Here is a 13,880-nt window from a genome sequence, read left to right as displayed (position 1 = left end):
CACGGCGACACCGTCGAACTGACCGGCCACTGCCGGGCCGACTGCGACACCGACCGCCAACTCGCCGCCGTACCAAGGCACTTCACAAGCCGGAGCACAAGGCCTGATCACAGCCTTGATCGCGCCCCGCGGGCGTGGGGAAATGCCGGGAACACATGCGGCCGCGCGCGCCTTGAAACATACGGAGGACCGCTCGTCCTGATCGAGGGGCAGCGGCGGCGCGGGGGCTTCGGGAGCCGGCGGACGTGCGCCTACGATCCCGCGACCGGACGGGCCGACCCGCCGGCGATCCGCACCCCCGGAGGCAGCCGCGCCTTCGCCCGTCCGTCCGCCGCCCTCCTCACCGCCCCGGACGGCCGCCCGGCCCCGCTGGTCAGCGTCTTCGTCCCGAAGGAGGGTTCCGGGCCCGGAGAGGCCGGGGAACTGGTCTACTGGCGAGAGTTGGCGAATTGACCGCACGCAGTGTTTACGGGTGTGTGACGGGCGCATGAAACGGTTTGCCGAACCTGCGTAAGGTGCAGAGAACTCATCAGAAGTACTTGTGAGAAGTACTCGTGAGAAGTACGCGGGAAACGTGTTCGGACCGACGAGTGAAGGAGGGAGCCGGAGCGATGGGCGACCACAAAGACGACCACAAGGAACAGCCCCTGCGCGTGGGCGCGGCCGTGCGGCGACGCCGCCGGGCGCTGGATCTCACCCTCGCCGTCGTGGCCGAGCGCAGCGGCCTGTCCGTGCCCTTCCTCAGCCAGGTCGAGAACGACAGGGCACGGCCCAGCCGGACCTCCCTGGAGAAGGTCGCCGACGCCCTGCGCACGACCGCGGTGGAGCTCCTCGCGGCGGCCGACCCGGCGTGCAGCGTGGACGTGGTGCGCGCGGAGACGGCCGAGCCCGAGGGCGCGCCGCGGGTGCGTTCCCTGGTGCGCGGTCATCACCAGATGCACGCCTCGGAGTTCATCGGCGACCATGACGCGGGCCGCGAATTCCAGTACCGCAACGACCAGTTGATGTACGTCGCCGACGGCGCGGTGGAGATCGAGGCGGAGGGCCGCGCGTACCGGCTCGGCCGCGGCGACACGCTGTACTTGACCGGCGGGGTGCGTCACCGGTGGCGGGCCACCGTGCCGGACACCCGCCTGATCGTCGTCGCGGTGGCCGAGCACATCGAGGCGGTCCGGGACCGGTCCCGGTAGTGCCGCCGCGGATCGTCTCGCTCGTCCCGTCGCTGACGGAGGCGATCGCGCTGTCCGCGCCGGGCGCCCTGGTCGGCGCCACGGACTGGTGCAGCCACCCCGCGGACCTGGACGTCACGCGGGTCGGCGGCACCAAGAACCCGAAGCTGGAGCGGATCCTCGCGCTCGCGCCCGACCTGGTGGTCGCCAACGAGGAGGAGAACCGCGAACCCGACCTGACCGCCCTGCGCACCGCGGGCGTCGAGGTCCTGGTGACCGAGGTGCGGGACGTCCCGCGGGCCTTCCGCGAACTGGACCGGGTGCTCACGGCCTGCGGCACGGCCACCCGCCCGCGCTGGCTGGACGAGGCGGAGGAGACCTGGTCGGCCCTGCGCCCACCGGGCCGCCGTACGACCGCGATCGTCCCCATCTGGCGCCGGCCCTGGATGGTCCTGGGCCGGGACACCTTCGCGGGCGACGTCCTCTCCCGCCTGGGCGTCGACCACGCCTACGCGACCCACCCCGACCGCTACCCGCGCATCCCGCTCGACGAGTTGCGGGCGACGGCCCCGGACGTCGTGGTCCTCCCCGACGAGCCCTACCTCTTCACGGCCGAGGACGGCCCGGAAGCGTTCCCGGGCCTGCCCTGCGCGCTCGTCAGCGGACGCCAACTCACTTGGTACGGGCCGTCGTTGGCCGAGGCGCCACGGGTGCTGGGCGAGGCCCTGCGAGCAGCTCACCGCTGACCAGACCGCGTGTCGTGGGTACGGCGGCGGCACCCCAGGCGGCGACGAGGACGACGTACAACCCGACCGCGAGCCAGTCGTACACGACCAGCCCGGTGTGCCGGGCCAGTGCCTCCGCGCCCGTGACACAGGTGCCGACGGGGAAGGTGAAGGCCCACCAGGTCATCGCGAACCCCATGCCGTTCCGCCGGGCCCGCACCACGTGGGCGGTCGCGAACACCAGCCACAGCATCGCGAAACCGAGGACGGGAACCCCGTACAGGACGGCCAGGACGCCGAAGCCCTCGCTGTACGGAGCCGGTACGACGCCGGGGGCGAAGTCGGCGAACTTGCCGACGGCGGTGGTGGATTGGCCGAGCGGGCCCAGCACGAGGAACAACGTCGGGGTGAGCGCGAGCGGCAGCGGTCCGCCGGTGATCAGACGCCCGAAGACCAACGGCAGCATCACCAGGGTCAGAAGCAGGCTGACCCCGAACATCGCGAAGCAGGCGAGCAGCAGCGTCTCCTGCGGTTGCCCGGCCGGCAGATACGGCACCAGCAGCGGCCCGAGAGCCGCGGACACCATCGGCGCGACCACGGGCAGCAGCCACACAGGGGTGGCCTGTCCCGGTTCGACCTTGTGTCGTACGGCCATGAGGTACGGGACGGCGACGGCGGCCGCGAGTCCGATCACCGTCCCGGCGCCGAACAGCACGGCGTCCAGGGCGAGGGCGGTGTCCAGGCCGAGCCAGTCCCGGCCGACGGTGAGGGCGCCGCCGCCGACGGCCAGCAGGGCCATGGAGAGGCAGCCGTAGAAGGGCGCCATCGCCGGGTCGAGGAGGTGGGCGCGGGCCTGGTCGCGGTGGTGGGTCCAGTGCAGGGCACGGGCGGCGAGGAGGCTGAGCAGGAGGCCGAGGGAGAGCGCCCACACGGCTGTGCAGGCGCCGCGCAGACCGGGCATGTGGACGGGCAGGCCGGCTCCGGCGGTGGCGACGATCGCGGTGCCCATGACGGTGGCGTACCAGTTGGGTCCGAGGTGACGGACGGCGGTGACGCGCGGGGGACGTGCGGTGGCACGGGGGAGGAGGGGCTGGGCTGCGGTGACCATGTCTCCACGGTCTCGCTGCCGCTCGGCCTCGACCAGGGAGTGTGTCTCTATGAGGGCATAAGCTGAGGTTATGGGTATGAGGGAGGATCAGCCGGTGGTGGCCGGGTCGCTGTCGCACCGGGTGCCGGATCTGGGCGCGCTGGAGCTGCTCCTCGCGGTGGCGCGGCTGGGGAGTCTGGGCGGGGCGGCGCGAGAGGTGGGGATCACCCAGCCTGCCGCGAGCAGCCGGATCCGGTCCATGGAGCGGCAGTTGGGCGTGGCGCTGGTGGACCGGTCGCCGCGTGGCTCGCGGCTGACGGACGCCGGTGCGCTGGTGACGGACTGGGCGCGGCGGATCGTGGAGGCGGCTGAGGCCTTCGACGCGGGGGCGCAGGCCTTGCGGGACCGGCGGGACTCGCGGTTGCGGGTGGCGGCGAGCATGACGATCGCGGAGTATCTGCTGCCGGGGTGGCTGCTGGCGCTGCGGGCGGGGCGGCCGGACACGGCGGTGTCCTTGCTCGCGGGGAACTCGGCGGCGGTGGGGGAGCGGCTGCTGTCCGGCGAGGCGGACCTCGGCTTCGTGGAGGGCGTCAGCGTGCCGGCGGGGCTGGACTCGGCGGTCATCGCCCATGACCGGCTGATCGTGGTCACGGCGCCGGGGCACGCGTGGGCCCGTCGGCGACGGCCGCTGGAGGCGTCGGAGCTGGCGGCGACGCCGCTGATCCTTCGCGAGAAGGGCTCCGGGACCCGTCAGGTTCTGGACGCTGCGTTGGGTGGGCTGGCCCGGCCCTTGATCGAGCTCTCCTCGACCACGGCGGTGAAGGCGGCGGCGGTGAGTGGGGCGGGGCCGGCGGTGTTGAGTGAGCTGGCGGTGCGGGAGGAGCTGGCGATGCGGCGGTTGGTGAAGGTGCCGGTGGAGGGGGTGGCGTTGGCTCGGGATCTGCGGGCGGTGTGGCCTACGGGGCATCGGCCGGTGGGGCCGGCGCGGGAGCTTCTGTCGTTGACGCGAGGGTAGGGGGTTCCCACCAGGGGGCTCCGCCCCCTGGGCCCCCGTCGGCCCCGAAGGGGCCTCGTCCTCAAACTCCCCCAGAGGGGGACCCCCAGACGGGCTGGGAGGTGCCGGCCGGCCTCAAGTGCGGGACGCGGCTTGCACCAAGGCCCGCATGACGCGTACGTCCTCGCCCATCTCCGGGTGCCATTGGACCCCTAGCACCCATCCCTCCACCGACGGGAGTTCCACCGCCTCCACCGTGCCGTCCTCCGCGTATGCCGAGGGGATCAGGCCGGTGCCCAGGCGGTCGAGCGACTGGTGGTGGTATGTCGGTACGGACGTCTCCTCGGGGGCGATGGACGCGTACCGCGTGCCCGGGACCGGCTTGACCGGGTGGTCGCCGAAGACGCCCACCACCTCCGCGTGACCCTCGATGTGCTGCACGAGCGTGCCGCCCAGGGCGACGTTCAGGAGCTGCATGCCGCGGCAGATGCCGAGGAGGGGGACTCCGGTCGACAGGGCCGCCTCGATCAGCGCCAGTTCCCAGGCGTCCCGGGCTCGGGCCGGGGGCCGGTGCGGGGGTCGGGCTCGGCGCCGTAGCGGAGCGGCTCGACGTCCGGGCCGCCCGCGATCACCAGGCCGTCGAGGCGGGCCACCGTCGCCGCCGCCTGCTCCGGCGCGTCCGGCGGCAGCATCGCGGCCAGGCCCCCGGCCCGCTGCACCAGCCGCGGATAGCCGGCCGGCAGCAGCGCCGCCTCCAACTCCCACACGCCCCAGCGCGCCCCGGCCTCCAGATACGTGCTGACGCCGATCAGCGGCCTGTCGGTCATCGATCCTCCCCGCAATGGATTTGCCTCATACCTTTGCCGAGAGTCGAGTCGAAGGGCAAGGGGTCCCGACCTTCACGCCAAGAACCCCCGCAACAGCGCCGCCGTCCCCGCGCAGTGCTCCCGCATCATCTCCCGCGCCCCGTCCGCGTCCCCGTCCAGGACCGCCTCGACCAGCGCGATGTGCTGCCGCTGGGAGTGTTCGAGGTTGCGTACGAGGAGCGGGATGCAGTCGAGCAGGTCGTTCACCGATGCCCGTACCGCCGCGTACTGCGCGGTCAGCGTGGGTGAGCCGCACAGTTCGGCCAGCGTCAGGTGCAGCAGTGTGTCCAGGCGGCGGTAGTCGGTGAGGGGGGCGTCGTGCGTGCGGGCGAGGGCCTCGCGGAGGCGGTCCGCCTGCTCGTCCGTCAGGCCGTGCGCCGCGCACAGTCCCGCCGCACCGACCTCCAGGACCTCCCGGAAGCGCAGCACGTCCTCGATGTCGACCTCGGCGATCCGCCGCCGCAGCTCGTCCTCGCCGCCCGCGTCCGCGCGAGGCAGTACGAAGGTGCCGCCGTAGCGTCCACGACGGGACTCGACCAGCCCCTGGTCCTGCAGCACCTTGAGCACTTCCCGCAGCGTCACCCGGCTGATCCCCAGCCGCTCCGCCAGCTCACGCTCGGCCGGCAGCCGCTCGCCCCCCGGGACCAGGCCCAGCCGTACCACCTGCAGGATCTGCTCCAGCGCCTCCTCGAAGCCGTTCCCCGCCCGCACCGGCCGCAGCACCGGCGTCAACCGGTCCTCCAGGCTGCCGTCTGGATCCAGCGACATCCGGCCGTACCCCCTTCCCAAGCAATGGTTCTCCGCAATACCTTATGGCTTCAGGCCCGGTCGAAGAAGCGCAAAAGCCGAAGGAGATCTCCCGTGGCAGACCGCACACCCCCGTTGAGCGTCGAGGAGCTGCACGCCCTCGTCGCGAGCGGTGAGATCGACACTGTCGTCCTGGCCTTCCCGGACATGCAAGGGCGCCTCCAGGGCAAGCGGTTCGCCGCCCGTTTCTTCCTGGACGAAGTGCTGCACCACGGCACCGAGGGCTGCAACTACCTCCTTGCGGTCGACACCGAGATGAACACCGTCGACGGGTACGCGATGTCCTCCTGGGACCGCGGGTACGGCGACTTCGCCATGCATCCGGATCTCAGCACCCTGCGGCGCGTCCCCTGGAACGCCGGTACGGCCATGCTCATCGCCGACCTCGCCTGGAACGACGGCTCGCCCGTGGTCGCCGCGCCCCGCCAGATCCTCCGCCGCCAGCTGGACCGGCTCGCCGAGCACGGCTTCACCGCCAAGGTCGGCACGGAGCTGGAGTTCATCGTCTTCAAGGACACCTACGAGCAGGCCTGGGACGCCAATTACCGGGGGCTGACGCCGGCCAACCAGTACAACATCGACTACTCGGTGCTGGGTACGGGCCGGATCGAGCCCCTGCTCCGCCGGATCAGGAACGAGATGGCGGGTGCCGGGCTGACCGTCGAGTCCGCCAAGGGCGAGTGCAACCCCGGCCAGCACGAGATCGCGTTCAAGTACGACGACGCCCTGGTCACCTGCGACCAGCACGCCGTCTACAAGACCGGCACCAAGGAGATCGCCGCCCAGGAGGGCGTGTCGATCACCTTCATGGCCAAGTACAACGAGCGCGAGGGCAACTCCTGCCACATCCACCTCTCGCTCGCCGACGCGGCCGGCAACAACGTCATGCCGGGGGACGGCGAGGGCGGCATGTCGGACGTCATGCGGTACTTCCTCGCCGGGCAGTTGGCGGCGCTGCGCGACTTCTCCCTCCTCTACGCGCCCAACATCAACTCCTACAAGCGGTTCCAGCCGGGCTCGTTCGCCCCGACCGCGGTCGCCTGGGGGTACGACAACCGGACCTGCTCGCTGAGAGTCGTCGGCCACGGGCGCTCGATGCGCTTCGAGAACCGGCTGCCCGGCGGTGACGTCAACCCGCATCTCGCCGTCGCCGGACTGGTCGCGGCCGGGCTGTACGGCATCGAGCAGAAGCTGGAGTTGCCGGAGGCCTGTCCGGGCAACGCGTACACGGCCGAGTACGAGCACGTCCCGACCACCCTGCGGGAGGCCGCCGAGCTCTGGGCGAACAGCCCGATCGCCAAGGCCGCCTTCGGCGACGAGGTCGTCGCGCACTACCGCAACATGGCCCGCGTCGAGCTGGAGGCCTTCGACGCCGCGGTCACCGACTGGGAGCTGCGCCGCTCCTTCGAACGCATGTGAGAGGTTCTTCCTTGTCGTACGAGCATGAGCTCCAGGTTCTCAATCCGGCGACGGAAGAGGTCGTCGCGACCGTCCCCGCGGCCACCGCGGCCGACGTGGACGCGGCCGTCGTACGGGCCACGGGCGCGCAGGCCCGGTGGGCCGCCCTGCCGCCCGCCGACCGGGCCCGGCTGCTGCGCCGGTTCGCGGTCGCCGTCGACGAACACCTCGAGGAACTCGCTCAGTTGGAGGTCCGCGAGGCCGGGCACACCGTCGGCAACGCCCGCTGGGAGGCGGGCAACGTCCGTGACCTGCTCGACTACGCGGCGGGCGGCGTCGAACGCCTGACGGGCCGCCAGATCCCGGTGGCCGGCGGCCTGGACGTCACCATCCTGGAGCCGCTGGGTGTCGTGGGCGTCATCGCGCCCTGGAACTTCCCCATGCCGATCGCCGCCTGGGGCACCGCCCCCGCGCTGGCCGCCGGCAACGCCGTACTCCTCAAGCCCGCCGAGACGACCCCGCTGACCGCCCTCCGCCTCGCCGAACTGGCGTTGGCGGCCGGGCTGCCGGAGGGCCTGTTCCAGGTGCTCCCCGGCCACGGTCCGGTCACCGGTGACGCGCTCGTCGAGCACCCGGGCGTCGCGAAGATCGTCTTCACCGGGTCAACGGCCGTGGGCAAACAGGTGTTGGCGAAGGGCTCTGCGCTCCTCAAGCGGGTCACCCTCGAACTCGGCGGCAAGAGCCCCAACATCGTCTTCGCCGACGCCGACCTGAAGACCGCCGTCGACCCCTTCTCCTTCCTCGACAACTCCGGCCAGGACTGCTGCGCCCGCACCCGGATCCTGGTCCAGGAGACGGTGTACGACGAGGTGTCCGCGCTCCTCGCCGACGCGCTCGCGGCCGTCGTCGTGGGCGACCCGGCCGACGAGAAGACCCAGATGGGCCCGCTGATCTCGCGCCGCCAGCTCGACCGGGTCCGCGGGTACGTCCCCGAGGACGCCCCCGCCCTGCGCGGCAGCGCGCCCGACGGCCCCGGCTTCTGGTTCCCGCCGACCGTGCTCACCGGCGAACGGCCCGACTCCGCCGCCGCCCGCGAGGAGATCTTCGGCCCGGTCGCCGTCCTCCTCCCCTTCACCGACGAACAGGACGCGGTCCGCCTCGCCAACGAGACGCCGTACGGCCTCTCCGGCTCCATCTGGACCCGGGACGTCGGCCGCGCGCTGCGCGTCTCGCAGGGGGTCCGGGCCGGCAACCTGTCCGTCAACTCCCATTCCAGCGTGCGCTATTCGACCCCCTTCGGGGGCTTCAAGCAGTCCGGAGTCGGCCGTGAGCTGGGCCCGGACGCCCTGACCGCCTTCACCGAAACCAAGAACGTCTTCATCAGCACGGAGGCCTGACCGCTCATGACCGAAGAGACCATCTGCCGCCGACTGGTCGGCCGTACCGCCGTCGTCACCGGAGCCGGCAGCGGCATCGGGCTCGCCACCACGCGCCGGCTCGCCTCCGAGGGTGCGCACGTCGTCTGCGGCGACGTCGACGAGGCCCGCGGCAAGGCGGCCGCCGAGGAGGTCGGCGGGACCTTCGTGAAGGTCGACGTCACCGACCCCGAGCAGGTCGAGGCGCTCTTCAAGGCCGCCTTCGACACCTACGGCAGCGTCGACATCGCCTTCAACAACGCGGGCATCTCGCCGCCCGACGACGACTCCATCCTGGAGACCGGCCTGGAGGCCTGGAAGCGCGTCCAGGAGGTCAACCTGACCTCCGTCTACCTGTGCTGCAAGGCCGCCATCCCCTACATGCGGCAGCAGGGCAGGGGCTCCATCATCAACACGGCGTCCTTCGTGGCGCGGATGGGCGCGGCCACCAGCCAGATCTCGTACACGGCCTCCAAGGGAGGCGTCCTCGCCATGTCCCGCGAGCTGGGCGTGCAGTTCGCCCGAGAGGGCATCCGCGTGAACGCCCTCTGCCCGGGCCCGGTCAACACCCCGCTCCTCCAGGAGCTCTTCGCCAAGGACCCGGAGCGGGCCGCCCGCCGCCTGGTCCACATCCCGGTCGGCCGGTTCGCCGAGGCCGAGGAGATCGCCGCCGCCGTCGCCTTCCTGGCCAGCGACGACTCCTCGTTCATCAACGCGACCGACTTCCTGGTGGACGGCGGAATCTCGGGCGCGTACGTCACGCCCCTGTAGGGGCGAACCGGTACGGTCCACGCGTATGCGACACCTTCTCGCGTGGACCCTGGTCGCGGCGGCCGCCACCCTGGCGGCCGCCCCCACCCCCCACCCAGTGGCCGCCGACTGCCCCCGCCTGACCACCACTTGGTACGGCGACAACCGCGATCACCTGCAACAGGTGATCGACGAACGCGGCACGTGCTCCGGCGGCTCTCGACACCCGGTCGCCGTCTTCGACTGGGACAACACGGTCACCAAGAACGACGTCACCGACGCCACCCTCTCCTGGGCCCTGCGCCACGACCGACTCCTGCGCCCCGCCCGCTGGAAGGACACCAGCGCCTGGCTCACGGACGCGGCCGCCAAGACCCTGACGCAGACCTGTGGCACCGGCGCGGGCGAGCCTCTGCGCACCTCCACCAACCCCCGCTGCACGGACGAGATCCTCGACATCCGCGAGAACGGCACCACCGCGTCCGGCGCCCCCGCCTTCGCCGGTGCCTGGAACCACCGCCGCACGGTCCCGCAGTACGCCTGGGTCCCCCAGCTCTTCGCCGGCCGCACCCCCGCGGAACTCACCGAGTACGCCCGCCGGGCCCGCGCCGAAGCCCTCGCGGCCCCCGTCGGCGCCACCCGCACCCTCGGCACCCACACGGTCCCGGCCTACGTCCGCTACTACACCCAGCAGCGCGACCTGATCCGCACCCTCCACCGAGCCGGATTCGACGTGTACATCGTCTCGGCCGGCTCCGAACCGATCACCGAGGTCTGGTCGCGAGGCGTCGGCATCGACGCGGCCCACACGATCGCCATCCGCTCGGTCCTCGACCGCCGGGGCCGGATCACCGTGTGGAACCAGGGCTGCGGGGGCGTCCCCGCGACCCGTGGCGCCGCGATCCCGTACATCGACGGCAAACGCTGCTGGATCAACCAGGAGATCTACGGCGTCCAGGGCCCCGCCGCCTGGCAGCGGCAGCCCTGGCCGTACCGCCCGGCCCTCGCGGCCGGGGACGCCGACACCGACGTCACCTTCGTCGGCGATGCCACGGGCGCGCACCTCGTCCTCAACCGCAACAAGCCGGAACTGATGTGCCGGGCCCACGACGACACGGACGGCCGCTGGCTGGTCAACCCGATGTTCATCGACCCAATGCCGCGCCGCCCGGCCCCCTACCCCTGCTCGACGACGGCCTACAACGCGCCGGACGGCAGTCGGCGACCCCTTCTCCGCGAGGACGGTTCGGTGGTCCCCGACCAGCCGGACAGCGCGTACTGAAGCACGGCGATCAGAGGAAGGTGTGCCCTTCCCCGCGATAGGTCGGCACCGTGGCGGTGACCGCATCGCCCTCCACCAGGTGCAGCACCTCGAAGCGCTCGCACAGCTCACCGGCCTTGGCGTGCCGGAACCACACCTTGTCGCCGATCAACAGGTCGTCGGCCGGGGAGCCGAGGAGCGGCGTCTGCACCTCGCCGGGCCCCTCCTGAGGGTCGTAACGCAGCCCCTCGGGCAGGTAGGGCACGGGGAGCCGGTCGCGTCCGGGCGCACCGGAGGCGGGGTAGCCACCCCCGAGGACGGTCACGACGCCCACCCCCGGCCGCCGCACGACGGGCTGCGCGAAGAGCGCGGCCGGACGCCCGGTGAAGGAGGTGTAGTTGTCGAAGAGCCGCGGCACGTACAGCCCCGACCCGGCACCGATCTCGGTGACGGCGTCCTCGCCCGCGGTGAACTGGACGCTGCCGGTGCCTCCGCCGTTGACGAACTCGAGGTCGGGCACGACGGCCCGCACCGCCCGGACGACCTCCCCGCGCCGCTCGGCGAGTTCGCGGCGGGCGGTGGCCTGCATCAGCCGTACCGCACGGGACCGGAACGGCTTGCCGGCGACGGAGTCGCCGACGCCGGCGATATGGCCCTCGTACGCCATGATCCCGACGACCTTGAACCCCGGCCGGCGGGCGATCTCACGGGCGAGGTCGGCGACCTGGGCGGGGGAGTGCAGCGGCGAGCGCCGGGCACCGACCCTGACCCGCCCGCCGAAAAGCCTCAGCGAGGTGTCCAACTCCAGGCAGACCCGGATGACTTCACGGCCGCCGTCCCTGGCCTCGTCGATGAGGCGGAGCTGCGCGGGGTCGTCGATCATCACGGTGACGGCGGCGGCGAGCTTGGGGTCGGAGGCGAGTTCGTGGAACCCAGTGCGGTCGGCGGACGGGTAGGCGAGCAGTACGTCGTCGAAGCCGCCGCGCGCGAGCCACAGCGATTCGGCCAACGTGAAGGACATGATCCCGGCGAACCCGTCCTTCGCGAGGACGCGTTCGAGCAGGGTCCGGCAGCGGACGGACTTGCTGGCGAGACGGATCGGCTTGCCGCCGGCCCGGCGGACGAGATCGTCCGCGTTGGCGTCGAAGGCCTCCAGGTCCACGATGGCCAGAGGTGCGTCGAGATGGGCGGTGGCCCGGTCGTAACGGGCCCGGTCGGCGGCGCGCGCAGTCATGAACGAAGCCTGCCAGACAGGATTACCGCAGGGTAGGGGGACGTTCCGGGCAGATGCCCCGGGCTCGTGGACTGGTTCCCGTTCGGACGGGGGCAACCCGTAGAGTGACGCGCACGTACGACGGAACGGCGCCGGTTGCTTGGCCTGCGCCGGGATGCCGGTCCGCGGGTACGGGTATGCGTGCCCGGGAGGGGCGACACGCGCCGGATTCGGTGGCGAGCGGTTGAGCAGGAGGACGTCGGCCCGCGTACGACGTAGGACCGGACGGCCCGGGCATGAGGGAAACGGGGGGCGCATGAGCACGGAAGCGCAGCACGCCTCCTTTCCTCCACGCCCGACGACGCCACCGCGGCCACCGCATCCGCCTTCGGTGGGGCAGGAGCCGGGGGATGACGGTGCGCCCGAGAGTCCTGGCACGGAGGGTTACGGCGTGCCGGGCGGCGAGGCCTGGGGGGCTGAGGCGTCGGGGGGCGGGGTGCCTGGTGCCGGGGAGCGTGGGTCGGGTGCGGGTGGGTCGGGAGCGTCGAGGGGCTCGGCCGTGTACGGGTCGGGAGCCTCGACGGACAGTGGCGGTTCCCGTGGCGTGACGGACAGTGGCAGTTCCCGTGGTGTGTGGTCGCCGTGGCGGGGTGCCGAGCGGTTCGAGGCTTTCGGACGGCCCGTGGGCTTGACCGGTGCGGGAGCGAGCGCGGACCGTGACTCGTCGGCCGCGGCACCCGGAACCGGTGGACCCGCGTCACGTCGCCCCAACCCGGACAATTCCACGAGCACCCGCCCGAACACCGGCAACATCCCGCCCGCGGCTCGGCGTCCGGACGCCGGCAACATGTCGTCCACCGCCCCGCGTCCGGACGCCGGCGCTTCCTGGGACGCCCCGGTCGACCCACCCCCTCCGCAAGCCTCCGCCCGCTTCCCGGACACCGCTCCGTCGGTCGGCCGCGAGCCGAGGGGCGACACCACCGGAACGCCGCCCCGGGATGCCGCTGCGTCGGCTGGTTCCGATCCGCGCCGCGACGCCGCCGGCACGCCTACCCCGGACGCCGCTCCGCGGATGACCCGCGACCCGCGCCGCGACACCACGGGCACCCCGGCTTCGGACGCTCGGCGGTCGGCCGCCGGCCAGTCGTACCGCGACACCACGGGCACCCCCGTACCGGACGCCGCGCAGTCGGCCGCCGGCCGGTCGCGCCGTGACACCGTCGGCACCTCCGCACCGGACGCCGCGCAGTCGGTCGCCCGCGAGCCGCGCCGCGACGGCACCGGCGCGCCCGCGCCGGACACCGCCGTACCCCCACGCCCGAACCACCGCCCGACGACGGCCCCCAGGGAATCGGCCCAGGAAACCACCACTCGCCTGCGCCCGATCCCCTCCGAGCCCTCCACTCCCACGCGCCGCCCCAACACAGCGCCACCCCCCATGCCGGACACCCATCCGACTTCCACCCCCACCGACCCGCCCCGGCGCTCCCCGGCACCCACGGACGCCTTCGACCGCCCTGGCCGAGCCGCACAGCCGCTCCCGGAGCCCCGTCCGGCCACCGCCCCCGCGGACCCACCCCGGCACCCCGGGGCGCCCTCGCTCGACCGGTCGGCCGGGTTCAGCGACGGCGTCCGCCGTCCTGGTCCGGTTGGGCAACCGCTTCCGGACGCGCGCCCGGTGCCGGCGCCGGTTGATCAGCCTCGCCGCCCCGGTTCGCCCGCGCAGCCCCTTCCCGAGGCTCGCTCGGCCTCCACTCCCGCCGATCCGGCCCGTCACCCGGGATCGGCCGCTCCGTCGGCGTCGGAACTCCGCTCCGGTTCAACCGCGCCTCACGTCCCGACCGGTCATCCGGGCCCGACCACTCCTCCCACCTCGCCAGCGTCTGCGCACCGCCCGGGCTCGGCTGTTCCCCCGTCCCTCCCGCGTCTGCGCACCGCCCGGGCTCGGCTGTTCCCCCACCCCTTCCGCGCCCGCACACCGCCCGAGCCCGACCGTTCCCCCACCCCTCCCACCCGCCCCGCACCGACCGCCCCCGTACCCCCCGCCCAGAACACCCACCCGATCCCCACCCCCACCATGCCCGCCACCCCTCCAGCCCGTCCCCCACCACACCCCCACCGCCGTAACCCCCGACCCCTCCCTCTCCTGGAGTGCCCCCATGGCGCCCGGTGGGGTTCCCGGGGCCGGTCGGCCT

General features: G+C 72.8%; 10 protein-coding genes and 1 pseudogene. 7 read left to right on the top strand and 4 right to left on the bottom strand.

All coding sequences use genetic code 11. The annotated features are described in order from the left end of the window. Positions 1 to 611 precede the first annotated feature (611 nt). Together ACQEWB_RS08900 and ACQEWB_RS08895 are read left to right on the top strand one after the other, a co-directional pair. A complete protein-coding gene (locus tag ACQEWB_RS08900; RefSeq protein ID WP_432828812.1) occupies positions 612 to 1,190 on the top strand; it encodes a helix-turn-helix domain-containing protein in 579 nt (192 codons plus the stop codon). Then, complete coding sequence (locus tag ACQEWB_RS08895; RefSeq protein WP_432828810.1) at positions 1,190 to 1,915, top strand: helical backbone metal receptor; 726 nt, start codon at positions 1,190 to 1,192, stop codon at positions 1,913 to 1,915. The genes ACQEWB_RS08900 and ACQEWB_RS08895 overlap by 1 nt, the downstream gene beginning before the upstream one ends. Here the strand turns inward: ACQEWB_RS08895 and ACQEWB_RS08890 are convergent. After that, complete coding sequence (locus ACQEWB_RS08890; protein ID WP_432828808.1) at positions 1,842 to 3,002, bottom strand: TDT family transporter; 1,161 nt, start codon at positions 3,000 to 3,002, stop codon at positions 1,842 to 1,844. The two genes, ACQEWB_RS08895 and ACQEWB_RS08890, sit on opposite strands and share 74 nt — an antisense overlap. A gap of 70 nt (positions 3,003 to 3,072) precedes the next feature. On the opposite strand from ACQEWB_RS08890, the gene ACQEWB_RS08885 reads away from it, so the two are divergent. After that, a complete protein-coding gene (locus ACQEWB_RS08885; RefSeq protein ID WP_432828806.1) occupies positions 3,073 to 3,996 on the top strand; it encodes a LysR family transcriptional regulator in 924 nt (307 codons plus the stop codon). Between the two features lie 114 nt (positions 3,997 to 4,110). Here ACQEWB_RS08885 and ACQEWB_RS08880 read toward each other — a convergent pair. Continuing rightward, positions 4,111 to 4,802 (bottom strand): annotated as a pseudogene (locus tag ACQEWB_RS08880) (gamma-glutamyl-gamma-aminobutyrate hydrolase family protein). A 72-nt stretch (positions 4,803 to 4,874) separates the two neighbouring features. Next, entirely contained in the window at positions 4,875 to 5,609 is a 735-nt protein-coding gene (locus tag ACQEWB_RS08875) for a FadR/GntR family transcriptional regulator (RefSeq protein ID WP_432828804.1), read from the bottom strand. Between the two features lie 93 nt (positions 5,610 to 5,702). Between ACQEWB_RS08875 and ACQEWB_RS08870 the strand changes: the two genes are divergently transcribed. From ACQEWB_RS08870 to ACQEWB_RS08855, 4 genes are read left to right on the top strand one after another with little or no spacing between them, the layout of a single operon-like run. Beyond that, positions 5,703 to 7,067 carry a glutamine synthetase family protein gene (locus ACQEWB_RS08870; protein ID WP_432828802.1) on the top strand — a complete coding sequence of 455 codons (1,365 nt, stop codon included), beginning with the start codon at positions 5,703 to 5,705 and terminating at the stop codon, positions 7,065 to 7,067. 11 nt (positions 7,068 to 7,078) lie between these two features. Next, positions 7,079 to 8,443 (top strand): aldehyde dehydrogenase family protein, encoded by a 1,365-nt coding sequence (locus tag ACQEWB_RS08865; RefSeq protein WP_432828800.1) that lies wholly within the window; start codon positions 7,079 to 7,081, stop codon positions 8,441 to 8,443. A 6-nt stretch (positions 8,444 to 8,449) separates the two neighbouring features. Further along, positions 8,450 to 9,232, top strand: coding sequence for a 3-oxoacyl-ACP reductase (locus ACQEWB_RS08860; protein WP_432828798.1), 783 nt, complete (start codon positions 8,450 to 8,452; stop codon positions 9,230 to 9,232). 25 nt (positions 9,233 to 9,257) lie between these two features. Beyond that, the gene (locus tag ACQEWB_RS08855) at positions 9,258 to 10,493 is read left to right on the top strand and encodes a haloacid dehalogenase-like hydrolase (RefSeq protein WP_432828796.1); all 1,236 of its coding nucleotides are present in this window, start codon (positions 9,258 to 9,260) and stop codon (positions 10,491 to 10,493) included. Between the two features lie 10 nt (positions 10,494 to 10,503). On the opposite strand, the gene ACQEWB_RS08850 is transcribed toward ACQEWB_RS08855, so the two are convergent. Beyond that, the gene (locus tag ACQEWB_RS08850) at positions 10,504 to 11,706 is read right to left on the bottom strand and encodes an amino acid deaminase/aldolase (RefSeq protein WP_432828794.1); all 1,203 of its coding nucleotides are present in this window, start codon (positions 11,704 to 11,706) and stop codon (positions 10,504 to 10,506) included. Positions 11,707 to 13,880: the final 2,174 nt, after the last annotated feature.

It is taken from the genome of Streptomyces sp. CA-249302 (assembly GCF_050936785.1).
Classification (GTDB): domain Bacteria; phylum Actinomycetota; class Actinomycetes; order Streptomycetales; family Streptomycetaceae; genus Streptomyces.
The sequence above is the reverse complement of the archived record's forward strand: the minus strand, read 5'-3'. Positions and strand labels throughout refer to the sequence as shown.